This window comes from Bacteroides sp. CACC 737, from assembly GCF_013874375.1.
In the GTDB taxonomy this organism is placed as follows: Bacteria; Bacteroidota; Bacteroidia; order Bacteroidales; family Bacteroidaceae; genus Bacteroides; species Bacteroides uniformis.
Window position 1 is genome coordinate 4,337,620 of sequence record NZ_CP059408.1, and the last position, 25,829, is coordinate 4,363,448.

At 47.8% G+C, this 25,829-nt stretch carries 18 protein-coding genes and 1 tRNA gene; 16 read left to right on the forward strand and 3 right to left on the reverse strand.

Translation table 11 applies throughout. From position 1 onward, the window contains the following. Position 1: 1 nt before the first annotated feature. From H1A11_RS18000 to H1A11_RS18010, 3 genes are read left to right on the forward strand one after another with little or no spacing between them, the layout of a single operon-like run. Positions 2-370 carry a GntR family transcriptional regulator gene (locus H1A11_RS18000; protein ID WP_181757570.1) on the forward strand — a complete coding sequence of 123 codons (369 nt, stop codon included), beginning with the start codon at positions 2-4 and terminating at the stop codon, positions 368-370. Between the two features lie 12 nt (positions 371-382). Further along, positions 383-1,213: a hypothetical protein gene (locus H1A11_RS18005; protein WP_181757571.1), complete on the forward strand. Its 831-nt coding sequence runs from the start codon at positions 383-385 to the stop codon at positions 1,211-1,213. Between the two features lie 52 nt (positions 1,214-1,265). Next, the gene (locus H1A11_RS18010; protein ID WP_181757572.1) at positions 1,266-2,576 is read left to right on the forward strand and encodes an anaerobic C4-dicarboxylate transporter family protein; all 1,311 of its coding nucleotides are present in this window, start codon (positions 1,266-1,268) and stop codon (positions 2,574-2,576) included. A gap of 644 nt (positions 2,577-3,220) precedes the next feature. Here the strand turns inward: H1A11_RS18010 and H1A11_RS18015 are convergent. Beyond that, positions 3,221-3,293, reverse strand: a tRNA-Met gene (locus H1A11_RS18015). Positions 3,294-3,531: 238 nt separating this feature from the next. Between H1A11_RS18015 and H1A11_RS18020 the strand changes: the two genes are divergently transcribed. The 4 genes from H1A11_RS18020 (at position 3,532) to H1A11_RS18035 (ending at position 8,206) form a co-directional block, all read left to right on the forward strand. Continuing rightward, the gene (locus tag H1A11_RS18020) at positions 3,532-4,116 is read left to right on the forward strand and encodes a TetR/AcrR family transcriptional regulator (RefSeq protein ID WP_005828604.1); all 585 of its coding nucleotides are present in this window, start codon (positions 3,532-3,534) and stop codon (positions 4,114-4,116) included. A 31-nt stretch (positions 4,117-4,147) separates the two neighbouring features. Beyond that, entirely contained in the window at positions 4,148-4,894 is a 747-nt protein-coding gene (gene fabG, locus H1A11_RS18025) for a 3-oxoacyl-[acyl-carrier-protein] reductase (protein ID WP_117588701.1), read from the forward strand. A gap of 92 nt (positions 4,895-4,986) precedes the next feature. Then, positions 4,987-5,658 carry an RluA family pseudouridine synthase gene (locus tag H1A11_RS18030; protein WP_005834903.1) on the forward strand — a complete coding sequence of 224 codons (672 nt, stop codon included), beginning with the start codon at positions 4,987-4,989 and terminating at the stop codon, positions 5,656-5,658. Positions 5,659-5,668: 10 nt separating this feature from the next. Further along, positions 5,669-8,206 (forward strand): prolyl oligopeptidase family serine peptidase, encoded by a 2,538-nt coding sequence (locus tag H1A11_RS18035; RefSeq protein WP_181757573.1) that lies wholly within the window; start codon positions 5,669-5,671, stop codon positions 8,204-8,206. A gap of 93 nt (positions 8,207-8,299) precedes the next feature. On the opposite strand, the gene H1A11_RS18040 is transcribed toward H1A11_RS18035, so the two are convergent. Together H1A11_RS18040 and H1A11_RS18045 are read right to left on the reverse strand one after the other, a co-directional pair. Beyond that, positions 8,300-8,482, reverse strand: a complete 183-nt coding sequence (locus H1A11_RS18040) for a hypothetical protein (protein ID WP_005828596.1) — start codon at positions 8,480-8,482, stop codon at positions 8,300-8,302. Positions 8,483-8,704: 222 nt separating this feature from the next. Further along, positions 8,705-10,132: a sigma-54 dependent transcriptional regulator gene (locus H1A11_RS18045; protein WP_117599216.1), complete on the reverse strand. Its 1,428-nt coding sequence runs from the start codon at positions 10,130-10,132 to the stop codon at positions 8,705-8,707. Positions 10,133-10,225: 93 nt separating this feature from the next. Between H1A11_RS18045 and H1A11_RS18050 the strand changes: the two genes are divergently transcribed. From H1A11_RS18050 to H1A11_RS18090, 9 genes are all read left to right on the forward strand, one after another. After that, positions 10,226-11,065 carry a peptidylprolyl isomerase gene (locus H1A11_RS18050; RefSeq protein WP_117966295.1) on the forward strand — a complete coding sequence of 280 codons (840 nt, stop codon included), beginning with the start codon at positions 10,226-10,228 and terminating at the stop codon, positions 11,063-11,065. Between the two features lie 24 nt (positions 11,066-11,089). Further along, positions 11,090-12,328, forward strand: coding sequence for a pitrilysin family protein (locus H1A11_RS18055; RefSeq protein ID WP_117599218.1), 1,239 nt, complete (start codon positions 11,090-11,092; stop codon positions 12,326-12,328). A 1-nt stretch (position 12,329) separates the two neighbouring features. Next, a complete protein-coding gene (locus H1A11_RS18060) occupies positions 12,330-13,673 on the forward strand; it encodes an MATE family efflux transporter (protein ID WP_117599219.1) in 1,344 nt (447 codons plus the stop codon). Between the two features lie 4 nt (positions 13,674-13,677). Beyond that, on the forward strand, positions 13,678-15,972 hold the full coding sequence (locus H1A11_RS18065; protein WP_181757574.1) for a hybrid sensor histidine kinase/response regulator: 2,295 nt from the start codon (positions 13,678-13,680) through the stop codon (positions 15,970-15,972). 107 nt (positions 15,973-16,079) lie between these two features. Then, a complete protein-coding gene (locus H1A11_RS18070) occupies positions 16,080-20,630 on the forward strand; it encodes a translocation/assembly module TamB domain-containing protein (protein ID WP_181757575.1) in 4,551 nt (1,516 codons plus the stop codon). A 9-nt stretch (positions 20,631-20,639) separates the two neighbouring features. Further along, positions 20,640-22,994 carry a BamA/TamA family outer membrane protein gene (locus H1A11_RS18075; protein ID WP_181757576.1) on the forward strand — a complete coding sequence of 785 codons (2,355 nt, stop codon included), beginning with the start codon at positions 20,640-20,642 and terminating at the stop codon, positions 22,992-22,994. A 126-nt stretch (positions 22,995-23,120) separates the two neighbouring features. Further along, positions 23,121-24,032 carry a nucleotidyltransferase gene (locus H1A11_RS18080; RefSeq protein WP_005828584.1) on the forward strand — a complete coding sequence of 304 codons (912 nt, stop codon included), beginning with the start codon at positions 23,121-23,123 and terminating at the stop codon, positions 24,030-24,032. Between the two features lie 452 nt (positions 24,033-24,484). Continuing rightward, positions 24,485-24,817: a DUF3795 domain-containing protein gene (locus H1A11_RS18085; RefSeq protein WP_034528899.1), complete on the forward strand. Its 333-nt coding sequence runs from the start codon at positions 24,485-24,487 to the stop codon at positions 24,815-24,817. A 235-nt stretch (positions 24,818-25,052) separates the two neighbouring features. After that, positions 25,053-25,829, forward strand: coding sequence for a class I SAM-dependent methyltransferase (locus tag H1A11_RS18090; protein WP_165491378.1), 777 nt, complete (start codon positions 25,053-25,055; stop codon positions 25,827-25,829).

Genomic DNA, 25,829 nt, shown 5'->3' on the forward strand with positions numbered 1-25,829 from the left:
TATGAACTTTAAGGAAAGCAAGGCCATCTACCTGCAAATAGCAGACCGCATTTGCGACGAGGTACTTCTCGGGCAATATCAGGAGGAAGAACGTATTCCTTCGGTACGGGAATATGCGGCTGTGGTAGAGGTCAACGCCAATACGGTGATGCGTTCGTACGACTACTTGCAGACGCAAGGAGTGATTTACAACAAGCGGGGTATCGGCTATTTTGTGTCGGTAGGTGCACGCAAGCTGATTCTCTCGTTGAGGAAAGAGTATTTTCTGAAGGAGGAAGTGGATTATTTATTCAAGCAGATTTTCACGCTGGGCATCTCTGCCGAGGAGTTGTCCGGGATGTATCAGGAGTTTATCAAGAAACAAAAATAAAAGAAGACAGTTATGAAACGAACGACTTATATAATGATAGGAATGCTGGTTACCGGTGTGGCAATGGTATGCGGACTCATGTTCTATGTGGTGGACCGCAATGTCACTCAGAAAGATAATTTTATGGAAATCGGCGGAGAACGGAAAACGGTGCAGCTGCCCTCGTGCAGGGTGTTGAAGCTGACACAGCCTCCGGTGGTGTGGAAACAGAAAAAAGAAGGTATTGTGGAGGCGGAGCGTATATTCTCGTTCGGGGAAGTGCCGTTGGAGGTGACTGCCGACTCTTTGCAGCAGGGCAGTTTCTCCTATGCAGGGGATATGGAGGCTTTTATGTCGATGACTTCCGTTGGCGATACCCTGCTCGTCACCTTTGACTTTCCGGAGGATAAGCTGGTACAGCATCTTCAGAATGACATTTGGATAAGGGTTCGTTCGGAAGGGATGGAATTGCGGTTGCCTGCGGAGGTACAAGCGGTTGTGGTAGATGTGGAGGATATGGAAACCAATTTCTACGGACTCCGTTGCGATACGCTCTCTTTCCGCACGCGAGACCTTGCCCGGCTGGAAGATTGCCATGTCACTGCGCTTGCGGCGCAGGCGCAGAGCTTGCATCTCAACAGCGGCACAGTGCGCAACCTTTATCTGAATCTGGACGAGATAGCCGATTGGGATGTCAATACCGGTTCCTTCCATATCGATACGGAGCATCTGTCCGGCAGCCGCTATCATCGTTGTCTTTTACAGAAGAATGAATGCCGCCGGGTGTGCTGGACACCGTTAAAGGATGATGCCTCTTTGAGTGTGGAGTTAAAACAAGCAGTTAAAATAGAAGTAGGTGAGTAGCCATAATACGAAATGACTTATCTTTGCACATGAATCAAAAAGTGTAGAGTATATGGTCTTGCAATTGGCATTCGTATTGGTAGCTATCATTATAGGCGCCCGCTTGGGCGGCATTGGACTGGGTGTAATGGGAGGGATAGGTCTGGCAATTCTGACGTTTGGTTTCGGATTGCAGCCTACATCACCTCCCATTGACGTTATGTTGATGATAGCCGCCGTCATTTCCGCCGCATCCTGCATGCAGGCGGCTGGCGGACTGGATTATATGGTAAAGCTGGCAGAACGGTTGTTGCGGAAGAATCCTTCGCAGGTCACCATCTTGAGCCCTATTGTGACCTATTTGTTTACTTTTGTTGCCGGCACGGGACATGTGGCATATTCGGTGCTTCCCGTGATTGCCGAGGTTGCCACGGAGACCAAGATTCGTCCCGAGAGGCCACTGGACATTGCGGTGATTGCTTCGCAGCAGGCTATTACGGCAAGTCCCATTTCGGCTGCCACCGTCGCACTGCTTGGGTTGCTGGCGGGATTTGATGTCACCTTGTTCGATATTCTGAAAATAACGATTCCTGCTACCATTATCGGGGTACTTGTGGGCGCCTTGTTCTCCATGAAGGTGGGCAAGGAGTTGGCAGACGACCCGGAGTACAGAAAGAGGTTGACCGAAGGCTATCTTGATGTCAAGAAGGTGGAGATAAAGGATATACACAATAAACGGCATGCCGTCTTGTCCGTGCTTATCTTTATCCTTGCCACTGCTTTTATCGTGTTCTTTGGTTCGTTCGACAGTTTGCGTCCTGCCTTCGTGATAGACGGCGAGACGGTGAGACTCGGCATGTCCGCCATTATCGAAATCGTGATGCTCTCTGCCGCCGCCCTCATCTTGCTGCTGACTCGCACCGACGGCATGAAGGCAACGCAAGGCTCCGTCTTCCCGGCAGGCATGCAGGCGGTGATTGCCATATTCGGCATTGCCTGGATGGGAGATACTTTTCTTCAGGGAAACATGCTTCAGTTGACCCAGTCCATCGAGGGAGTGGTGAGGCAAATGCCGTGGCTGTTCGGGATAGCCTTGTTTGCCATGTCGATTCTGCTTTATAGCCAGGCCGCCACTGTGCGCGCACTGATGCCTTTGGGCATCGCTTTGGGCATTTCGCCTATGATACTGGTTGCTCTGTTCCCGGCCGTAAACGGTTACTTCTTTATTCCCAACTATCCCACCGTAGTAGCAGCCATTAATTTCGACCGTACCGGAACTACCCGTATCGGTAAGTATGTGCTGAACCACTCGTTCATGCTTCCCGGACTTGTTTCGACTGGCGTTGCCATCGGGCTGGGGCTGCTTTTCATCAGGATATTATAAGGGAAACTGCTGCTTTCAATCCGTTGTATATAGGGCTTTGTTTGCTTGTGTATGGGGGAGTGCTCCCTTTTACTCATTGCCTTATCAGCGTCTAACGGTCGTGCGGCGATCTGCTGACGGCTGTTAAGCGAGTTGTTGATGGCCGTTAGGCGATTGCATCATGGCCGTTGCATGCTGTTGATTCCTTATGTCCGGTGTAATAAATACCTTCATTCTCCGAATAAAGCACAGAGGAAAACAGTATTGAAGTCTTGGCTTTGTGTGGCTGTACGCATTCGTTCTGATTGCATTTGAAGGGGGAGGAGATGGAATTAATACCGTGTTTGCAGGATATTGATTTCGTGCAGGTACGATATAAATAAGATGTGATACAAGAAATTAATGACTTGTGTTACTTCATGTTAGCTTCTTGTGTGTCAGTATTTCTGTTTGTGAAACGGTGTGGAAGCAAATTTTGCTTCCACACTTTTGAGTTGCTTCCACCGCATCTGTAATACCGATGAATAAAGGGATGTGGAGAGGAGGTGGAAGTGTGGAAGCAATTTGCACAAACATTATTTGCGCAAATATTTTTTTCTGTCCTTGATGGCAATTATAAAAAATGAGGATAAAGCGGTCTTTAAAACCTTTTATCCTCATTGCAGTTGCGGAGATCCGACTCGAACGAATGACCTTTGGGTTATGAGCCCAACGAGCTACCAACTGCTCCACTCCGCGATGTTATTGTTTTGTGGGTGCAAAGGTACGGCTTTTTATTTAATATGCAAATAAAATGCATGATATTTTTGAGGTTAAGTGGATTTTAATGAGTAATATGTTGATAAATAGAACGATAATAAGCCTACTTTTTTTCTTCCTTTTTAGGGCTGTTCATTAATAAAATGAATGTTTTCTTGTAAGATATGCGGAAATGTCTTACTTTTGCTCAAATAATAAAGCAATGTGCAATTAATCTATGACCGTATCGAAGACAAAAGCTAAATTAGTGGACGTTGCCCGTCAGCTGTTTGCAAAGATGGGCGTTGAGAATACCACGATGAATGATATTGCCCTCGCTTCGAAGAAAGGTAGGAGAACGCTCTATACCTATTTTAAGAGCAAGGAAGATATCTACTTGGCTGTTGTCGAGTCGGAGCTGGATATTCTTTCGGATATGATGAAGCACGTGGTAGAGAAAGATATTCAGCCGGACGAGAAACTGATGGAAATGATTTACACCCATCTGGATGCGGTAAAAGAGGTTGTCTTTCGGAATGGTACTCTTCGTGCCAATTTCTTTCGGGATATTTGGAGAGTGGAGAAAGTGCGCAAACGTTTCGATGCTACAGAGACCCAGCTTTTCAAGGAGGTTCTGCGTGAAGGCATGGAGAAGGGTGTTTTCCAGATAGATGACTTGGATATGACTGCTGAGATTGTGCATTACAGTGTCAAAGGTATTGAAACACCTTATATCCGCGGCCATATAGGAGCCAATCTGGACGATGCGGTACGCGATACTTACGTGACCCGTCTGGTACTTGGTGCATTGGGAAAGAAGTAAGAATACATTTTATAAATAATTTTAAAATAATATGGGATTATTAGATGGAAAAACAGCCATTGTGACAGGTGCTGCACGAGGCATCGGCAAGGCTATCGCTTTGAAGTTCGCTCAAGAAGGAGCAAACATCGCATTCACTGACTTGGTGATTGATGAAAATGCCGAGGCTACAGCAAAAGAATTGGAAGCTTTGGGAGTAAAGGCAAAGGCTTATGCCTCCAATGCAGCAAACTTTGAAGACACTGCCAAGGTAGTGGCAGAAATCCATAAGGACTTTGGACGTATTGATATTCTGGTAAACAATGCCGGTATCACACGTGACGGTCTGATGATGCGTATGAGCGAACAGCAATGGGATATGGTTATCAATGTCAACCTGAAATCGGCATTTAACTTTATCCATGCCTGCACACCCATCATGATGCGCCAGAAGGCGGGTAGCATTATCAATATGGCATCTGTGGTAGGTGTTCACGGCAATGCCGGCCAGGCCAACTATTCTGCTTCCAAAGCCGGTATGATTGCTTTGGCCAAGTCTATCGCTCAGGAGCTGGGCTCTCGCGGCATCCGTGCCAATGCCATTGCTCCGGGGTTCATCATGACAGCCATGACCGACGCCTTGTCTGAAGAGGTGAAGGCTGAATGGTGCAAGAAGATTCCTTTGCGCCGTGGCGGCACACCCGAAGACGTGGCAAATATCGCTACTTTCCTGGCTTCTGATATGTCTTCTTATGTATCCGGTCAGGTTATTCAGGTAGATGGTGGGATGAATATGTAATTTAATGATTAATGATTAGTGATTAATGTTTAATGAGAAGTTGGGTGTTAGTCATTAATCATTAATCACTAATCATTAAACATTAACAATCGATGACTGTCGTATACGAAGACAATCATATCATTATAGTCAACAAGACCGCTTCCGAGATAGTTCAGGGAGACAAAACGGGTGATACACCGCTTTCGGAAACTGTAAAGCAGTATCTGAAAGAGAAGTACAGCAAGCCTGGAAATGTCTTTATCGGTGTCACCCACCGGCTGGACCGCCCCGTGAGCGGTCTTGTTGTTTTTGCCAAGACCAGTAAGGCACTGTCGCGTCTGAACGAGATGTTCAAGAATAGCGAGGTGAAGAAGACTTACTGGGCAGTGGTGAAGAACCTGCCCCGTGAGGAAGAGGGGGAATTGGTGAACTATCTGGTGCGAAATGAGAAACAGAACAAGAGTTATGCATACGACAAGGAGGTGCCGGGCAGCAAGAAAGCGATTTTGCATTATCGGCTCATCGGGCGGTCGCAGAACTATTATCTGTTGGAAATAGATTTGAAAACCGGACGCCATCACCAGATACGCTGTCAGTTGGCAAAGATGGGCTGTCCCATCAAGGGAGATTTGAAGTATGGTTCGCCCCGCTCCAATCCCGACGGCAGCATTTGTCTGCATGCGCGGTATATCCGTTTTGTGCATCCGGTGTCCAAAGAACTGATAGAAGTGGAGGCTCCCGTCCCTCCCGGAAATTTATGGAATGGTTTTGAAACGATTTAATCTTACAGTAATGAAGAAAATCACAGTTTTGTCGGGTTTGCTGCTCCTTGCGGGATTGGCTGCCCAAGCTCAGGAAAGAGTTGCTGAGTATAACGTGCGTCCGGCCGTTACGGTGCGTACTCCCCTTCAGGGTGATAGCGTCAACTTCAAGGGAGATAAGTTTACTATCGGCAATCTTCTGAAGACGAAGGTCAGTCTTAACTTCGACGAGGGTTCGTACGAACGCATGGCTGCTGATACGGCTGGATATGTAGCTGTGGCAAAGGCAGACAAGGACAATCTGTTCTATCTGTTTGCTACCAATCTGCGTGCGGAGCGTTTCATGAAGGGCAAGCTGAATGTATATTCCCCTGCCCGTTTTGAGGTGTTTGTAAACGGTGAGTCCAAGCAAGTCAAGGAGACAGCGGAGGACAGCTTGTCGCAGGTCCGTCCTACGGCTGTCAGTCTGCGTATGGACCCCGAAGCAGATTATGAGATTGTCATCAAGTTGCTTTCAAGCGCGGACGACAAGATGCAGCCGATGCTGAAATGCGAATTTGAAAAGGAAAAGGACTTTGCCGATGTAGCCTGCCGGATGGCACCGGACATGAAGAGACGTTTCTCTTTGTTCAACACCAATTTCGGCTCCCGAGCGAGCAGGGTTTCTCTTTCGCCCAACGGCAAGTATCTGCTGACCCGCTATTCGGACAATTACGACGTGAAGCGTTCCAGGACCCGTTGTGAGCTGACCGAGGTAAAGACTGGCCGGGTGATATTGCCCAATGCCAATGAAAAGATGAACTGGATGCCCAACAGCAACAAGCTCTATTATACGGTTATGGGCGAGGAGCAGAATGACCTGGTTGTGTTCGATCCCGCCACGATGCGTGAGGAAGTGCTGCTGAAGAATGTTCCCGAAGGATATTTCAGCTGGTCTCCTACAGAAGACTATCTTATCTATATGCTCACGGACGAGGGCGAAAAGGTGAGTGGCCCGTTGAAACGTCTCTTGCATCCGGACGACCGTATCCCCAATTCTCGTGACCGCTATTATCTCATGAAATACGATGTGGCGACGGGACTTTCCGAGCGCCTGACATACGGTAGTCACAACGTCTATCTGAATGATATTTCCCCGGATGGCAAGAAACTGTTGTGCAGCACTTCCAAGCCGGACATTACTCAATGCCCTTTCTCCCTCTCTTCTCTTTTCGAGATTGATTTGGCCACCTTGCAGGCAGATACGCTGGTCGCCTGGGATGCTTATCTGGGAAGTGCTTCTTACTCTCCGGATGGGAAACAGCTTCTGGTGACGGGTAGTCCGTCTGCTTTCGGAGGTATTGGCAAGAATTGCGGTGAACATCCCATAGCCAATGACTTTGATACCCAAGCATTCATTATGGATTTGGCTACAAAAAAAGTGCAGGCTATCACGCGCGATTTCAATCCTACGGTGTCTCTCGTGCAGTGGAACCGTGTGGACGGATGTATCTATTTCGATACGACTGATGGGGATTGCAGGCATATCTACCGTTATGTTCCGAAGACGGGCGGCTTTGAAATGCTTCCGCTTGAAGAAGATGTGATTATTTCCTTCACGCTGGCCAATGACAATCCGGTTGTGGCTGCCTATGTGGGCGGAGGAAACACCAGTACGGGCGTAGCCTATACGTACGACACGAAGAAAAAAGTTTCTACCCTGCTTGCCAACCCCATGAAGCCCATCCTCGATAAGATTGAGCTGGGACAGATGGAAGAGTGGAACTTTACAGCTTCGGACGGTACGGAGATAAAGGGAATGGTTTGTCTGCCGCCGTCTTTTGACCCGAACAAGAAGTATCCGCTTATCGTATACTATTATGGAGGAACGACTCCTACAACCCGCGGTATAACTTCCCCGTACTGTGCACAGTTGTTTGCGTCACGTGACTATGTGGTTTATGTTATCCAGCCCAGTGGTGCCATCGGGTACGGCCAGGAGTTCTCTGCACGCCATGTCAATGCATGGGGTGAGCGTACGGCCGATGAGATTATTGAAGGTACGAAGAAATTCTGTGCAGCCCATCCGTTTGTCAACGATAAACGTATCGGATGTTTGGGTGCCTCTTATGGAGGATTCATGACGATGTATCTGCAGACTAAGACGGACATGTTCGCTGCCGCTGCCTCGCATGCTGGTATCAGCAATGTGACGAGCTATTGGGGCGAGGGTTATTGGGGATATTCCTATAACTCTGTTGCGGCAGCCGATAGCTATCCTTGGAATAATCCCGATTTGTTTACGAAGCATGGAGCATTGTTCAATGCGGACAAGATTAATACCCCTCTGTTGTTGCTGCATGGCACGGTAGATACGAACGTGCCTATCGGTGAAAGTATCCAGTTGTATAATGCGTTGAAGATATTGGGCAAGCCGGTGGAATTTATTACCGTGGATGGTGAAAACCATTTTGTACTTGATTATGCAAAACGTGAATTGTGGCACAATTCAATTATGGCTTGGTTTGCCCGCTGGTTGCAGGATAGTCCGGCATGGTGGAATGACCTTTATCCGGAAAGACATTGGTGATTTCTTAGTTGACAACTATCAACTATCAATTAAAAAAGCCGTTTCCCAGAATAGACAAGGAGGAAACGGCTTTTTGTTGTAGTGTGCTTACTGTTATTGGGCCACTTTTGCTGTGTCTTGGACGTTCTCGGCTTTCTGCAAAGTATCCGTTACCACAGTGTCGTTAGACAAGGTTGTTGTCTTACTCGGCTGTTCTACCGGAGCCTTAGCTTGAGCCAAGAACGTTCCGCCACAAACAAACATAAACAGGGCTGCTACTAATACTAATTTTTTCATAATTCATTTGCTTTTAGGTTGCTATATCTTATTGTTAAGTCTAAGTGCTTGTTTGTTGTAGCGCTTGTTGCTTGTACTTAATACAAGTCAAATGGTGTGCCAAAAGAATTGTTTGTTGGGTAATGCTTTGATAACTAGATGCATATGTTTTTATGCAAAGTGTAGTATAATGTGGAAAAGTGGGGAATGTGTGGAGAGGAGTGTGGAATTATTCCACATCTTTTAGTCGGATATGTTATAAAGCTTCAACTTGTTGTACAGCGTTTTGCGGTCAATGCCCAACAGTTGTGCAGCGCGGCTCTTGTTGTTTCCCGTCTGCCGTAGGGCTTCGATGATTTGACGCTTCTCTGCCTCCTCATTGCGGAGAGGGATGCCGATGATGGCCGATGCAGGTTCTTTCAGTTCACTTAGTTCGTTGATAGTAATGAATTTGCCTTGTGCCAGCAGGGTTGCACGGCGTACCATATTCTTCATTTGTCGCAGATTGCCAGGCCAGGGGTATTCCAATAAGGCGCGGGATGCTTTGTCATCAAAGCCGGTCAGTTGCTTGTCCATTTCGCGGTTGGCCTGGTCCAGAAAGAAATTGGCAAAGAGCAAGATGTCTTCACGGCGGTCTTTGAGTTGCGGCATGCGCAGGGTGAATTCATTGATACGGTGATATAAATCCTCACGGAACGTTCCTTTTTCGATGGCTTGCTCCAGATTTTCGTTGGTGGCGGATACCAGACGTATGTCCACGCTTATCTCTTTGTTTGAACCAACCGGACGTATCTTGCGTTCTTGCAAAGCACGCAGCAGTTGTATTTGCACTTCATAGCTCAGATTGCCTATCTCATCCAGGAAGATGGTACCGCCGTTGGCTTCGACGAAAGCGCCCGTTTTGTCGGTCAGTGCGCCGGTAAAGGCGCCCTTTATATGCCCGAAGAATTCCGAAGCGGCCAATTCTTTGGGGATAGAACCGCAATCGATGGCTACAAACGGCCGGTCGGCACGCTTGCTGAGCTGGTGGATGCGATGGGCTACGTATTCTTTGCCCGTTCCGCTGGCACCATTGATGAGTACGGACATATTGGTAGGTGAAACCAGTTTCACATAATTGTAGAGTTGTTTGGCTGCGTCGCTCTCTCCTTCGAGGAAGTCGGAGGAAGACAATGAGCCTTCTGCACTCTTCTGAGACTGATTTTTCATCTTGTCGGAATGCATCGTCTGTTTGGGCGAGACGGATGGTCTGTTTGGGGTAAACGCGTCATCTGTTCGGGACGGATGCATCATCTGTTTCAAAGCGGAGGATGATGCATTCAAGGCTTCGCCTATTTTTTTCAGTAATTCGTCCGGATTCACAGGCTTGGCAATGTAATCGCAGGCTCCCAGTTTCATGGCTTGGACGGCCGACTGTATGTCAGCGTATCCCGTCATGATGATAAGCGGTATTTGCAGGCCGTGTTCGCCCAGCCATTTCAATAAGTCAATGCCATCCTTGTCGGGCAGGCGTAGGTCAGACAAAATCAAGTCCACGGTTTCCGACTCAATATGTTTTTGAGCACGGGCAATGCTGCTGGTGGAGGTTACTTGGAAACCTTTTTTGCCGAGCCATGTTTTTAGCATCATGCCGTAAGTAATATCATCTTCTACAATTAATATGGATGTCATTGCTTTTGCCTTTTATCTCTTTTATGTAGGCAAAGGTAAGTGCTTTTGTCTGATTTTAGTATATTTGCAAACTTAAATTAAATAAAAAACAAAATGAAAAGGAATCTAATTGTATTATTAACTATACTGGTTTGCGGTTTGACTGCTTGCAAGCCGGGACAAAAGAAAGAGGAAAATATGGAAAAAGAAACGAAGCTGAAGATTGAAACAAGTGCGGGTGACATCACCGTGAAACTGTATAATGAAACCCCGAAACATCGTGATAACTTTATTAAGCTGGTGAAAGACGGCACGTATGAAGGTACGCTGTTCCACCGTGTCATCAAGGACTTTATGATACAAGCAGGTGACCCGGAATCGAAAAAGGCTCCAAAAGGCAAGATGCTGGGGGCAGGCGACGTAGGTTATACTGTTCCTGCCGAATTTGTTTATCCGAAGTATTTTCACAAAAAAGGTGCTTTGTCGGCTGCACGCCAGGGTGATGAGGTGAATCCCGACAAGGCATCATCCGGCTGCCAGTTCTACATTGTGACTGGAAAAGTGTATAATGACTCTACCTTGCTGGGGATGGAACAGCAGATGAATCAGATGCGCCTGAACAATGCTTTCAATGCATTGGCCCAGAAGCATATGAAGGAAATCTACAAGATGCGTAAGAATAATGACCAGGACGGTCTGATGGATTTGCAAGATTCTTTGATTGCGCAGGCAGAGGCTCAGGTTGCCAAGGAACCGGAGTTCAAGTTTACTCCCGAGCAGGTGAAGGCTTATACTACCATGGGTGGTACTCCGCATTTGGACGGTGCATATACCGTATTCGGTGAAGTGCTGGAAGGTATGGATATAGTTGATAAAATACAGAAGGTCAAGACTGATCGTAACGACCGTCCTGAAGAGGATGTGGTTATTAAAAAAGTGACAGTGATAGATTGATGATAGATTCTGTCATTCTATTTTATGAAGATAAACAAAAAGATATTTGACAACGGTCTGCGGTTGGTGCACAATGAAGATACCAGCACGCAGATGGTTGCCTTGAATATTGTTTATGACGTAGGTGCCCGTGACGAGCATCCCGAGCATACGGGCTTTGCCCATTTGTTTGAGCATCTGATGTTTGGAGGTTCGGTGCATATTCCTGATTATGACGCTCCTTTGCAACTGGCAGGTGGGGAGAATAATGCATGGACCAATAATGATATTACCAATTACTACCTGACGGTTCCAAAATCGAATGTGGAAATCGGCTTCTGGCTGGAGTCCGACCGTATGCTGGAACTGGCATTCAGTGAGCAAAGTCTTGAGGTGCAGCGTGCAGTGGTGATGGAGGAGTTCAAGCAACGTTGTCTGAACCAGCCGTATGGTGATGTGGGGCATCTGCTTCGTCCTTTGGCTTATCAAACGCATCCTTATCGCTGGCCTACTATCGGGAAAGACCTCTCTCACATTGCCAATGCCACGCTGGATGAGGTAAAGGAATTCTTTTTCCGTTTTTATGCACCTAATAATGCAGTTCTGGCCGTTACCGGAAATATTTCGTGGGAAGAAACGATTAGGCTGACTGAAAAATGGTTTGCTCCTATTCCCCGTAGGAATGTGCCTGTAAGACAATTACCGCAAGAAGTTGTACAGACGGCGGAACGCCGGCAGACGGTGGAACGGAATGTTCCTCTGGATGCTTTGTTCATGGCTTATCACATGTGCAGTCGTGAAGATGCCGATTATTATGCCTTCGATATTCTGTCGGATATTCTGAGCAATGGACGTTCCAGTCGCTTGACCCGCAGGCTGGTGCAGGAGCAAAAGCTCTTTTCCAGTCTCGATGCCTATATCTCCGGTACACGGGATGCCGGACTGCTGCATATCAGTGGAAAGCCATCTGCTGGCGTATCTTTGGAGCAAGCCGAGGCTGCTGTCCGGAAAGAGTTGGAAGAGTTGAAATCCGGGTTTGTTGGAGAGCAGGAATTGGAGAAAGTAAAGAACAAGTTTGAGTCTACACAGATATTCGGCAACATCAATTATCTGAATGTTGCCACGAACCTTGCCTGGTTTGAACTGACCGGGCAGGCGGAAGACATAGACCGTGAAGTGGACAATTACCGCTCTGTGACGGCAGAACAGCTTCATAGGGTAGCCCAACAGACCTTCCGCGATGAAAATGGGATTGTGCTTTATTACCAAAAAGAAAACCTTTAGTATGAGAAATTTATTTGATACGTATAAGCAACACTACAAAGCATTGCTTCTCCTGGGACTACCCATTGTGGTGGGGCAGTTGGGAGTCATTGTGCTGGGGTTTGCCGATACGCTGATGATTGGGCATCATAGCACGGAAGAGCTGGGTGCCGCTTCTTTCGTAAACAATCTGTTTACTCTCTGTATTATTTTCAGTACGGGGTTCAGCTACGGGCTGACCCCGGTTGTGGGAGGCTTCTACGGTAACCGCCGTTTTGCCGAAGCCGGACAAGCGTTACGGTGCAGTCTGGTGGCCAATGTGCTGGTAGCTTTATTGCTGACTCTTGTCATGGCTGTTCTGTATTTCAATGTGGAACGGCTGGGGCAGCCCGAAGAATTACTGCCTCTGATTAAGCCTTATTATCTAGTGCTGCTTGCTTCACTGGTTTTTGTCATGTTGTTTAACGGCTTTAAACAGTTTACGGATGGCATCACCGACACCAAGACGGCCATGTGGATTCTGCTTGGAGGGAATGCGCTTAACATCGTAGGAAACTATATTCTGATCAATGGAAAATTGGGTTTCCCGGAGATGGGATTGCTTGGCGCGGGTGTAAGTACCTTGTTCTCTCGCATTGTGATGGTCGTGGTCTTTGCGGTGATTGTGCTTCGTAGTCGCCGTTTTATCCGTTATAGACTCGGATTCATGAGGCTGGGATGGTCGACACCGATGTTTAGGAAACTCAATGCTCTGGGCTGGCCTGTCGGTATGCAGATGGGAATGGAGACCGCTTCCTTCAGCCTCAGTGTTGTCATGGTGGGGTGGCTGGGGACACTTGCTCTGGCATCACATCAGATAATGCTCACTGTCTCTCAGTTCACCTTCATGATGTATTATGGCATGGGTGCTGCAGTTGCTGTGCGTGTCAGTAACTTTAAGGGGCAGGGCGACGGGCAGAATGTGCGCCGTTCGGCGTATGCTGGCCTTCACGTCATCTTATGCATGGAAGTGGTGCTGTTGAGTATTGTCTTTGCACTTCGCGGTCAGGTCGGAGGATGGTTTACAGATAATATGGAAGTGTCCGGTATGGTAGCCGCTCTCTTCTTTCCGTTCCTGATTTACCAGTTCGGTGACGGATTGCAGATTAATTTTGCCAATGCCCTGCGTGGTATCTCGGATGTGAAACCGATGATGATTATTGCATTTATATCCTATTTTGTTATATCTTTGCCCGTAGGGTACCTCTGCGGTTTCATCTTCGGCTGGGGACTGACGGGGGTCTGGATGGCTTTCCCGTTTGGACTGACCAGTGCAGGGGTGATGCTGTGGCTGAGATTCCGTAGACAGACCAGGGAAAGGATTTGATAATATGAACAGTGTCTCCAAAGTAAAGATTGCCGTAGGCTACACTTTGTTGCTGGCGGTATTGTTTTTTTCCTTGTTCTTCGTACACCGGGAGATGGAGAACCTTATTCTTACCGATGACCGCGATGTACAATGGACAGACAGCGTACTAGCTTTGATACGCGAGAAGGATACCAATACGATAAGAATGCTGCGTACGCTGAGTGAGGCGAATGACAGCATGGTATCCACCAGTGACATTGAGCAGATAATTGCCCAGCAGGACTCAGTAGTGACCCAGCAACGTGTGCAGCACCGTATCATTACACATCGGGATACCGTCGTGACACGCCCTCGGAAGAAGGGTTTTTTCCGTCGTTTGGGTGAAGTGTTTGTCCCCCCAAAGAAAGATACGGCTATCCAGGTAAAGACCTCCCTCGAATTTGCGACGGATACGGTGATTGAACCTTATAATCCGGCCGATTCTTTGCATGAGAAACTGCGTGCTGTGGCCCAGCAGAAAAAAGCTGTAAACACTGTTATACAACGACGTAAGCGCTATCTGCAACGCTTGGACCATATGCTGACCGCTCGTATTGACAGTTTGCTGAAAGATTATGAGACGGAAACTCTGCTGCGTGCACGGACGGAAGCCGAGTATCAACAGGCGGTCCGACGCCGTTCGGCCAAGATTATCAGTGGCATTGCCGTAGGTGCGGTATTGCTTTCCGTTTTTTTCCTTATTATCATCGGCCGCGACATAACCCGAAGCAACCGGTACCGCCGTGAGTTGGAAGAGGCCCGCCGTCGTGCCGAAGATTTACTTGCTGTCCGTGAAAAACTGATGCTTGCCATTACCCATGATTTCAAAGCCCCGCTCGGTTCTATCATGGGCTATGCCGATTTGCTTTCCCGTCTGACGGTGGATGAGCGCCAGCGGTTCTATCTGGACAACATGAAAACCTCATCGGAGCATTTGCTGAAGCTGGTCGTTGATTTGCTCGACTTCCATCGTCTTGATTTGAACAAGGCTGAAGTCAACCGGGTCACTTTTCATCCTTCCCGCCTGCTTGAAGAGATACACATAAGTTTTGAACCGCTTACGGCTGCCAAAGGGCTGGAGCTTCATTGCGACATTGCCCCGGAGCTGGACGGTACCTATATTTGTGACCCCTTGCGTCTGCGTCAGATTATCAACAATTTGCTGTCCAATGCCGTGAAGTTTACGGACCAAGGCGGTATTACCATGACTGCCCGTTACGAGGACCGTCGACTGGTAGTTGCCATTGCTGATACGGGTAGAGGTATGGAGCCTGCTGACCGTGAGCGTATCTTCCAGGAATTCACCCGATTACCGGGTGCTCAGGGTAAAGAAGGGTTCGGACTCGGACTTTCCATCGTCCGTATGTTGGTACAGTTACTTGAAGGTACGATTGATGTAGACAGTGTACCAGGTAAGGGAAGCACTTTCACGATATATATTCCTATCTATCCCGTAAGGAGCGAAAGGCGTAAAATGAAGGATGAAGAATTGGGCTGTGTTGTCACGCCGGAGGGCAATTCTTCATTCTCCGTTCCTTGTTCTTCATTGAAGAATGTCCTCCTTATCGATGATGACCGTATTCAACTTACCCTTACTGCCGCCATGCTTCAGCAGAGTGGTATAAATTCTGTTTCTTGTTTACAACTGGATGAATTGCTGGATGCCTTGCGCACTGCAACCTTTGATGTTCTGCTTACTGATGTGCAGATGCCTGCTATTAATGGTTTTGATTTACTGAAACTGCTGCGTGCTTCGAACATACCGCAGGCACAGTCTGTTCCGGTGATTGCTGTCACTGCTCGCAGTGACATGCAGCGTGAGGAATTTACGGCGCATGGCTTTGCCGGATGCCTGCATAAGCCGTTTACCGTCAGTGAATTGCTGCATGAATTGAATGTGGAGGACAAAGGGAAGGAGGTTACGGAAGTTTCGGAAGCTTCGGCTTGCCCGGGGTATAAATTCTCTTCGCTCACCGTTTTTTCGGTCGATGACCCCGAGGCCGCAAAGTCCATTCTGGAAAGTTTTGTGGCTGAAACCCGTCTCAATGCGGAGCGTTTGCAGAAGGCTGTGGAGAATGAGGATGTGGACGAGATGGCTGCTGTCTCCCACAAAATGATTCCCCTCTTTGCGTTGATTGGAGCTACGGAACTGGTTGCATTGCTGAAACTGTTGGAAACTTCGCATGGAGTGCCTTTTACCGGAGAGTTGAAAGAGCACGCCCTTGCCGCCCTCGTTTTGATAGAGGATGTCATTACTCAGGCAACAGCTTTTCCGTAATGGGGGAACAGAGAAGAATACATGATTTTTCTCTATCGGGAACCAAATGTCGAAAGAAATTGTTTACTTTGTAGGACTTTTAAATACGATGAAAGATTGACGTTCCGATGAGAAGAAAATGGTTGAGAATAGCACTGTGGGTGCTGCTTACTCCTATTATACTGTTTATAATATTGATGATACTGCTCTATGTGCCTCCCGTACAGAATTTGATACGGAAGCAGGCTACAGCAATTGCATCAGATGCTACGGGTATGGACATATCTGTGGAGCGGATTGACCTTCGCTTTCCTTTGAATTTGTTGGTTCGCGGTGTATTGGTGGTACAGCCTGCCCACAGTGCTGTTGAGGTGCAGCATCCCGATACTTTGCTGAATCTTGGAAGTTTGAACGTGCGGGTGCAGGCATGGCCTTTACTCAAAGGGAAAGTGGAGGTGGATGACATTACCCTGAAACAAGTTGCTGTTAACTCTTCCAATTTAATGGAAGGTATGTGCATCAAAGGGGTACTGGGGCATTTCTTTTTCGAAAGCCATGGCATAGACCTTACAAAAGAAGATGCTATTCTCAATAATATAGAATTGAGCGATACCCATGTGCAGGTAATGCTTGCAGATACCACTGAGACTCCCAAGGACACTACTGACACTGCGTTAAACTGGAAAGTCACACTCCATACCCTGAAGTTGAAGAACGTCTCGGTCGATTTACAGATGCCATTGGACTCCATGGGGCTGAAAGCCCATATCGGAAATGCTGAGATTGCGGACGCTGCTGCCGACCTGAAACACCAGTTCTATGGCTGGAGAAAATTCCTGCTGACTGGAACTTCTGTCAATTATGATACCGGCGGCCCGGGGAGTGCGATAGGTTTCGACCCCTCGCACATTGCTCTTCACGACATTCGTATGGGCATTGATTCTGTGATGTACTACGGTAGAGATATGAATGCCGTTATCCGGGAATTTTCCATGTATGAGCGTTCCGGTTTGAGTGTAACTTCCCTGACCGGGCGGTTGTTTGCCGACTCTACCGTTATCCGTATCCCTTCTTTGAAGTTGCTGACACCTCATAGTGAGATGAATCTTACGGCACAGACTTACTGGGAACTGATAAATATACCTACCACCGGCCGTTTGACAGCCCGTTTCAATGCCCGTATCGGCAAACAGGATGTACTGCTTTTTGCCGGTGGCCTGCCGGAAACTTTCAAGGAAGCCTATCCGTTCCGTCCGTTGGTGATTCATGCCGGTACGGAAGGAAACCTGAAGCAGATGCAGATTTCCCGTTTTACGGCTGAGCTGCCCGGAGCCTTTTCGTTGAGTGGGGGAGGAGAATTCTGGAACCTGGCCGACAGTGTGAAACGCAATGGAAACATGGACTTCGAGATGCATACGCAGAACTTGAACTTCCTGACCGGACTAGCTGACATTGCTCCCGATGGCTCCGTCATCGTGCCGGACAGTATGCACCTTGCGGCACGTGTCGGTATGGAGGGGGCGCAGTGCACTGCCGCCCTGAAACTGCAGGAGAAGGAAGGCGCCTTGAATCTGGATGCCGCCTATAATCTTGCTACGGAAGCCTACCATGCCGACCTTGCCATCAACAACTTGCAGGTGCATCACTTCCTGCCCAAGGACTCTATTTATACTCTTACGGTAAAGATGTCCGCTAAGGGACAAGGGGTGGATGTGGCATCACGAAAGACTGTGGCTGCTTTGAATGCCTCCTTGGAAAAACTACAGTATGGCCATTGGGACATTTCCGGTGTGGATGTGCATGCCGGACTCAAGTCATCCGTTGCTACTGTCCGTCTTGCCAGCGATAATGTTCTTCTCAAGATGCAGGGAAATGCAGATATGCGTCTTGACCGCAGCTATCTGGATGGCGCTTTGGATTTGAATGTGGAAGAGGTGAATCTGCACAAGCTGGGGTTGGTGCCCCGACCGTTGAAACACCCATTTGCCTTTACAATGGGAGCGGAGGCACGTCATGATTCTCTCGAGTTGAGGCTTGATGCCGGTGACTTGAATCTGCGTTTCCGCGCTCATAGCACGTTGAAGAAGTTGATGGAACAGTCGGATAAATTTGTCTCTATCCTGACAAAGCAGATTGATGAACGGCGTTTGGACCATGCCGCTTTGCGACAAGTCCTTCCTTCAGCCGGCATGCATCTGGAAGCCGGTAACCAGAATCCCGTCAGCTATTTCCTGGCTGCAAAGGGTATTTCCTATAATGATTTCAAACTGAGCTTCGGATTTACTCCGCAAGTCGGCATCAATGGGCGTACAGCTGTTCACGGATTGCGCATGGACTCCTTGCAGCTCGATACAATATTTTTTACAGTAAAGCAGGATACTGCCCGCATGAAGTTGCAAGGTGGTGTCATAAACGGCCCCAAGAACCCGCAGTTTGTGTTCCGCAGTACACTGACGGGTGAAGTCCGTAATGAAGATGCGGAGCTGACTGTGGATTATGTGGATGGAAAAGGGCAGACCGGTGTGCTGTTCGGTATTAACGCCCGTCCGTTGACCGAAGGACATGGTCGCGGTGATGGTGTGCTGCTGAACCTTATTCCTGCCGAGCCGATTATCGCTTTCCGTAAATTCCACTTTGCGGACAATAGTAACTGGATTTATCTGCATAAGAATATGCGCGTCTATGCCAATATTGATATGGACAGCGACGATGGTCTGTGTTTCCGTATGCAATCCGACAAGAATGATACCCTTTCCTTGCAGAATATAAACGTAGAACTGAGCCGATTGCGCCTGGATGAACTTACGGAGGTACTTCCTTATATGCCTCGGCTTACGGGATTGTTCTCCGCCGAAGCAAATTATATACAGACTGCCACTTCCCTGCAGGTGTCCGCCGAAGCCAATGTAGAGAAACTGACCTACGAACGCCAACCGGTTGGAGATATAGGTCTGGGGGCTACCTGGTTGCCGGGCGACAAGAATACGCACTATTTGAATACCTATTTTACACATGATAACGAAGAAGTGATGACCGCCGACGGTATCTTGACGCAGAAGAACGGAAAGGATACTCTGGAAGTGTCCACTCGTTTCGAGCATTTCCCATTGAAGATGGCCAATGCATTCATCCCTGACCAAATGGTGGCCTTTACCGGAGATATTGATGGAGGGCTTTATATTTACGGTTCGCTGGATAAGCCTCAAATGCATGGTGATATTGTTTTGGACAGTGTGTCTGTCTATGCACGCCAGGCGGGAGCACGTTACTGGTTCGACAACCGTCCGGTGCAGATAAAGGACAATCAGTTGATATTCGATAAGTTTGCCATTTATACCACCAGCAAGAATCCGTTTACGATTGACGGTAAGGTTGATTTCCGGAATATGGAGCGTCCTACTGCCAACCTCAATCTGCTGGCAGAGAACTATACGTTGCTGGATGCACCGCGTACCCGCGAAAGTCTGGTATATGGAAAGGTGTTCGTTGACTTGCATGCCACGGTGAAGGGACCGCTTGACGGGCTCACGATGCGTGGAAACATGAATCTGCTGGGCAATACCAACGTAACCTACGTGTTGACCGATTCCCCTTTAACGGTGGAAGACCGTCTCAGTGGGCTGGTTACCTTTACCTCATTCACCGATACGACGTCGGTAAAGGCGGATGAAGTTCCTGCCATGTCGTTGGGAGGATTGGAAATGTATATGTCCGTCCATATTGACGATGCTGTCCGTCTTCGTGCCGACTTGAGTCCCGACCGCAGCAAATACATCGAACTGGAAGGTGGCGGTGATTTGAATATGCAGTATACTCCCCAAGGGGATATGAGCCTTACCGGACGCTATACCCTTTCGGGTGGCGTCATGAAATATTCGCTGCCTATCATCCCCTTGAAGGAGTTTCAGTTCAATCCCGGCAGTTATGTGGATTGGCGAGGGAATATTATGAATCCTACGCTAAGCCTAAAGGCTACGGAACGTATGCGTGCTTCTGTGGCCGACGGTGACGGGGACGGTTCGCGCATGGTGAACTTCGATGTTTCCATTTCCATCAAGAACAGGCTTGACGCTCCCGATCTTATATTCGATATTTCGGCGCCCGAAGATGGCACAGTAGAGAATGAGCTGCAGGCAATGGGGGCAGAAGAGCGTAGTAAGCAGGCTATTGCGATGCTTGCTACGGGTATTTACTTGAATAGCGGCGCCAAAGGAGGAGGTTTGTCAATGGGAGCCGCCTTGAACTCAGTGCTTCAGAGCCAGATAAACTCCTTGGCGGGAGGTATAAAAGGTGCCAATATCAGTGTAGGTGTGGAAGACCGTACCTCTGCTGAAACGGGCGACACGCAGAAAGACTTCAGTTTCCGTTATTCCCAGCGTTTCTTCAACGATCGCGTACAGATAGTCATCGGTGGAAAAGTATCCACCGGGGCCAATGCGACGAACGATGCGGAATCATTCATTGACAATATATCGCTGGAATACCGTCTTGATGCGTCGGGTACCCGATATGTCCGTGTATTCCATAATAAGAACTACGAAAGCATACTCGACGGTGAGATAACCGAAACGGGTGTTGGCCTTGTGCTGCGCCGGAAGATGGACCGGTTGGGTGAACTCTTCATCTTCAGGAAGAAAAAGATAAAACCGGAGGCTGAAAACAGCGATATGAAAAAGTAGGAATGTGATATGAAACGACTGATATTATATATTGCAGGATTGATATTTCTGGCAGGTTGCTCCACCACGAAGCACTTGCCCGAGGGGGAGATACTCTATACCGGACAAAAGCCGATGATTGTATTGAACCGCAGTGAAACGTCTGTTGGCGAGATTGCCATGGAAGAGGTGGAAGCCGCCCTTGCTACGGCACCGAACAATTCGTTGCTGGGGAGCTCTACTATCCGCTATCCCTTTCCTTTCGGACTGTGGATTTACAATGGTTTCCAGAAGTATGAGAAGGGACTCGGAAAGTGGATATTCAATAAATTTGCCGCCACTCCGGTGCTTCTGTCTACGGTGAATCCCGATATACGTCAGAAGGCGGCGGTTAACTTGCTGCGCGATTACGGCTATTTCAACGGAAGCGTCAGCTACAAGACATTTATCGACCCGAAAGACTCGCTGAAGGCAAAGTTGCAATATACGGTGAACATGCGTAATCCTTACTTTATAGATACGGTGTACTATCGTGGTTTCAACCAACGTACCACTCGCATTATGGAGCTGGGGCGCCGACGTTCCCTTATCAGTCCGGGAGAACAATTCAATGTGGCTGATCTGGATGGGGAGCGTACCCGTATCAGTACCCTGCTGCGTAATGTGGGCTGTTATTATTTCCGTCCCGACTACCTAACCTATCAGGCCGATACCATGATGGTTCCCAATGGGCATGTCCAGATGCGCTTGATTCCCGTTCCCGGTATGCCAAAGGTAGCCGAGAAGCAGTTTCGTGTGGGGCGTAAATCCGTCTATCTTCTTGGAAAGCAGGGGCAGGAACCCAATGACAGCATGGATTACAAAGGCTTGACCATACATTACTACAACAAACCACCGGTACGTCCCAACATGCTTTACCGTTGGTTGAACTATCAAGGTTATCGGCGGAAACGTCAGATACAGGACAGCGCAGGTATTGCCCGCCAGCGTTCTATGCAGAGTTTGTATAGCTTATATCGTCAAACCCGTATTCAGGAGCGCCTGGCAAGCGTCGGTATTTTCCGTTATGCGGAGATGCAGTATATACCGCGTGATACGGCATTTGTGTCTGATACATTGGATGTGAAGGTCATTGCCGCGCTCGATAAACCCTACGATGCGGAATTGGATTTTAATGTCACTATGAAGAGCAATAATCAGACGGGACCGGGTGCCGCTTTTACGGTGACGAAGAATAATGTCTTCGGTGGCGGTGAAAGCTGGAATGTGAAGTTGAACGGTTCGTACGAATGGCAGACGGGCAAGGCAAGCTCTTCTCTGATGAACAGCTATGAACTGGGTATCTCCACTTCGCTTATCTTTCCGCGCGTGGTGTTTCCCAGGATGGGCGACCGTGAGTATGACTTCCCGGCTACAACGACTTTCCGTTTGTATGCCGACCAGATGAACCGTGCCAAGTATTATAAGCTGTTGGCTTTTGGCGGTAATGTCACTTATGACTTCCAGCCCAAATCGACTTCCAGGCACAGTATAACTCCTTTCCGGTTGACATTCAATGTACTGCGCAATCCTACTGCCGCTTTCGATACACTGCGTGCCGAGAATCCGGCACTCTACGTTAGTTTGCGCGACCAGTTCATTCCTGCCATGGAGTACACCTATACTTATGACAACGCTTCCGTGCGCGGCAAGCGTAACCCCATCTGGTGGCAGACCACCGTTGCGTCGGCCGGTAACCTGACTTCTGCTGTTTACCGTATTTTCGGCAAGTCGTTCAGTGAGGAAGGGAAGAAGCTTTTCGGTGTACCTTTTGCACAGTTCTTGAAGCTGAACTCGGAATTCAGGTACCATTACCGGATAGACAAGAACCAGATGATTGCTTCGCGTATTGCGGGAGGGGTAATATGGTCGTATGGCAACGCTACGACCGCACCTTATACGGAACAGTTCTATATCGGTGGTGCCAACAGTGTGCGCGCCTTTTCTGCACGCAGTATAGGTCCGGGCGGTTATCCTCCCGAGACGGATAGGAAATATACCTATATCAACCACGTGGGTGATATTCGCATGGAAGCCAATATCGAGTATCGCTTCCGTATGATTGCCGACTTGCATGGAGCCGTATTCTTGGATGCCGGCAATGTATGGCTGATGCGTAAAGATGAAAACCGCCCGAATGGTGAATTTACGTTGAAGAATTTCCCGAAACAGATTGCTTTGGGCACGGGATTTGGCTTGCGTTACGATTTGGACTTTCTTGTTTTTCGTCTGGACTTGGGTATCGGGCTGCATGATCCGTATGATACCGGGAAGTCGGGGTATTATAATATTCCCAAGTTCAAGGACAGCATGGCGTTGCATTTTGCCATCGGTTATCCGTTCTAAATGTACCTTTTTGAACGGATAGTGGTAAAGAATGAACTAAAACTCCCTTCTGTCAGCCATAAATTTTTGTACATTTGCAGCCGTTATCAACTGTGATATACTAACCTTTTTAAATAATAACTAAATATGAAACCAACTTTATTCTTATTGGCAGCCGGCATGGGCAGTCGTTATGGTGGCTTGAAACAATTGGACGGACTGGGCCCGAATGGCGAAACTATCATGGATTATTCTATTTACGATGCCATCAATGCCGGTTTTGGAAAGCTCGTTTTCGTAATCCGTAAAGATTTTGAGCAGGATTTCCGCGACAAGATTATTTCCAAATACGAAGGCCATATCCCCTGCGAACTGGTATTCCAGTCCATCGATGACCTTCCCGAAGGCTTCACCTGCCCCGAAGGCCGTACCAAACCTTGGGGAACCAACCATGCTGTAATGATGGGTGCCGATGTAATAAAGGAACCGTTTGCTGTTATCAACTGCGACGATTTCTACGGTCGTGATTCCTTCCAGGTAATGGGCAAATTTCTTGCAGCCCTTCCCGAAGGTTCCAAAAATGTATATTCCATGGTAGGCTTCCGCATCGGTAATACATTGAGCGAAAGCGGTACCGTATCCCGTGGTTTGTGCGGAACGGATGCAAACAACTTGTTGACTTCTGTAGTAGAGCGTACCAAGATTCAGCGTATGGACGGCGAGGTGAAGTACATCGATGATAACGGTGAATGGACTGCCACTCCCGAGACGACTCCGGTCAGCATGAACTTCTGGGGCTTTACTCCCGATTACTTTGCTTACAGTGCAGAGTTTTTCAAGAGCTTCCTGAGCGACCCGAAGAATATGGAGAATCTGAAAAGCGAATTCTTCATCCCGCTGATGGTGGATAAGCTGATTAACAATGGCACTGCTACCTGCGAAGTGCTCGATACAACCAGCAAGTGGTTCGGTGTGACTTATCCCGAAGACCGTCAGAGTGTAGTCGACAAGATTCAGGCTTTGGTGGATGCGGGTGAGTATCCTGCGAAGCTGTTCTAAAGTAAGACGGAAGGATAACTTGATTCGCATTAATTTATTGGGTAAAAGAACAAAAGGACAAATATGGGGAAGGCGTTTGCCAGAGCTATATTTGTTCTTCTGTTTTCTGTTCACGAGGTGTCTGGTGCAAGCATACTGAAATGTTGGAACAGAACCCTGCATTGGGCTTACCGATATTGGAACCTTTGAAATCAGATTACTCCAAGTATGCCCGGAACAGCGTAGGGAATTGGTTAAATGATGCAAGTAAGACGCAATCCGGATTTGTAAGGAAGCTTTGCAGGCGTTGGGAAAGTGAAACGAAAGAGACCAAGTATATCGTTAAGAAAACGCTGAGGACTGTCGGTAAATGAGTGTCTGTTCCAAGGTATGGGGTGAGTTTTGGGCTTACTGAATCGATGTGCGGGAAAAAGGGCATTATATCCTCAAACATAAATCGTTATAACCAAGTGATGAAACAATTAATTGCATGTTGCGGGTTGGATTGCGAAAATTGCGCCGCCCGTATAGCCACTGTCAATAATGACGATGAGCTGAGAGAGAAAACTGCCAAAGAGTGGAGTGTGCTGAACAATACGCCGGAAATTACGCCGGAAACCATCCATTGTATGGGGTGCCGTGCAGACGGGGTGAAGTTTGCCTATTGCAGCGATTATTGTGCTATCCGCAAATGTGTGTACGAAAAAGGTTTCAATACTTGCGGCGACTGTAAGGAACTGGATACTTGCCAGGTGGTAGGTGCGGTTCTTCAGCATGCGCCCGGTGCAAGGGAAAATCTTTATTAACCGTAAAATCTTTGATTAAATAAAATATTGCGTATCTTTGCAGTATGACAAAGACATTTAAATCGGATTTGGTTTTGTAAACAATCTGTGTTCCCTGCACAGATTGTCCCCCCTTCGTTTACTCTCGGATAACTTCTTTCGAGAGTGTTTTTCTATTGTTATAATTCAAGTTTAATCCGCATATTATGCTGAAGGTATTGTGATACTTTCCGTATATGCAAAATATAGTAAGAAAATGAGTAACGAAAATAAAACTATCCACGATTTCGAACTTAATTTAATCTGTGACTTTTTCTCCAATATGGAACGACAAGGCCCTGGCAGTCCTGAAGCGACGTTGAAGGCATTGAGCTTTGTAGACGGTCTTACCGATGAATCCTTTATTGCCGATATCGGCTGTGGAACGGGTGGCCAGACAATGGTAGTAGCTGGCCATGTGCCGGGGTGGATTACAGGAATTGACCTTTTTCCCGGCTTTATTGATATCTTCAACCGTAATGCAAGGCAGTTAGGCTTGCAGGACAGAGTAAAAGGAATTGTCGGTTCAATGGATGCCCTTCCTTTCGGTGAGGAGGAGCTGGATATGATTTGGTGTGAAGGTGCTATCTATAACATTGGCTTTGAACGTGGCTTGAAGGAGTGGCGTAAGTATCTGAAACCGGGAGGGTATATTGCCGTCTCCGAGAGTTCATGGTTTACGGACGAACGCCCTGCGGAAATCAATGACTTCTGGATGGACGCTTACTCTGAAATGGATACACTTCCCAATCAGGTGACCAAGTTGTACAAGGCAGGTTATCTTCCCGTTGCTACATTCATTTTGCCGGAGAATTGCTGGACAGAGCATTACTTTGCTTCAAAGGTTGCGGCTCAGGAGATTTTCCGTAAGAAATATGCCGGTAATAAAATTGCCGAAGAGTTCAGCTTACTCCAAATGATTGAGGATGAACTGTACGGCAAGTATAAGGAATTTTACGGTTATGTGTTCTTTATTGCCAAGAAGGTAGGCTGA

Excerpts from the sequence above, each read along its gene's own strand:
- H1A11_RS18000 (WP_181757570.1), top strand. The coding sequence starts at position 2 with ATGAACTTTAAGGAAAGCAAGGCCATCTACCTGCAAATAGCAGACCGC.
- H1A11_RS18005 (WP_181757571.1), top strand. The coding sequence starts at position 383 with ATGAAACGAACGACTTATATAATGATAGGAATGCTGGTTACCGGTGTG.
- H1A11_RS18010 (WP_181757572.1), top strand. The coding sequence starts at position 1,266 with ATGGTCTTGCAATTGGCATTCGTATTGGTAGCTATCATTATAGGCGCC.
- H1A11_RS18020 (WP_005828604.1), top strand. The coding sequence starts at position 3,532 with ATGACCGTATCGAAGACAAAAGCTAAATTAGTGGACGTTGCCCGTCAG.
- fabG (WP_117588701.1), top strand. The coding sequence starts at position 4,148 with ATGGGATTATTAGATGGAAAAACAGCCATTGTGACAGGTGCTGCACGA.
- H1A11_RS18030 (WP_005834903.1), top strand. The coding sequence starts at position 4,987 with ATGACTGTCGTATACGAAGACAATCATATCATTATAGTCAACAAGACC.
- H1A11_RS18035 (WP_181757573.1), top strand. The coding sequence starts at position 5,669 with ATGAAGAAAATCACAGTTTTGTCGGGTTTGCTGCTCCTTGCGGGATTG.
- H1A11_RS18040 (WP_005828596.1), bottom strand. The coding sequence starts at position 8,482 with ATGAAAAAATTAGTATTAGTAGCAGCCCTGTTTATGTTTGTTTGTGGC.
- H1A11_RS18045 (WP_117599216.1), bottom strand. The coding sequence starts at position 10,132 with ATGACATCCATATTAATTGTAGAAGATGATATTACTTACGGCATGATG.
- H1A11_RS18050 (WP_117966295.1), top strand. The coding sequence starts at position 10,226 with ATGAAAAGGAATCTAATTGTATTATTAACTATACTGGTTTGCGGTTTG.
- H1A11_RS18055 (WP_117599218.1), top strand. The coding sequence starts at position 11,090 with ATGAAGATAAACAAAAAGATATTTGACAACGGTCTGCGGTTGGTGCAC.
- H1A11_RS18060 (WP_117599219.1), top strand. The coding sequence starts at position 12,330 with ATGAGAAATTTATTTGATACGTATAAGCAACACTACAAAGCATTGCTT.
- H1A11_RS18065 (WP_181757574.1), top strand. The coding sequence starts at position 13,678 with ATGAACAGTGTCTCCAAAGTAAAGATTGCCGTAGGCTACACTTTGTTG.
- H1A11_RS18070 (WP_181757575.1), top strand. The coding sequence starts at position 16,080 with ATGAGAAGAAAATGGTTGAGAATAGCACTGTGGGTGCTGCTTACTCCT.
- H1A11_RS18075 (WP_181757576.1), top strand. The coding sequence starts at position 20,640 with ATGAAACGACTGATATTATATATTGCAGGATTGATATTTCTGGCAGGT.
- H1A11_RS18080 (WP_005828584.1), top strand. The coding sequence starts at position 23,121 with ATGAAACCAACTTTATTCTTATTGGCAGCCGGCATGGGCAGTCGTTAT.
- H1A11_RS18085 (WP_034528899.1), top strand. The coding sequence starts at position 24,485 with ATGAAACAATTAATTGCATGTTGCGGGTTGGATTGCGAAAATTGCGCC.
- H1A11_RS18090 (WP_165491378.1), top strand. The coding sequence starts at position 25,053 with ATGAGTAACGAAAATAAAACTATCCACGATTTCGAACTTAATTTAATC.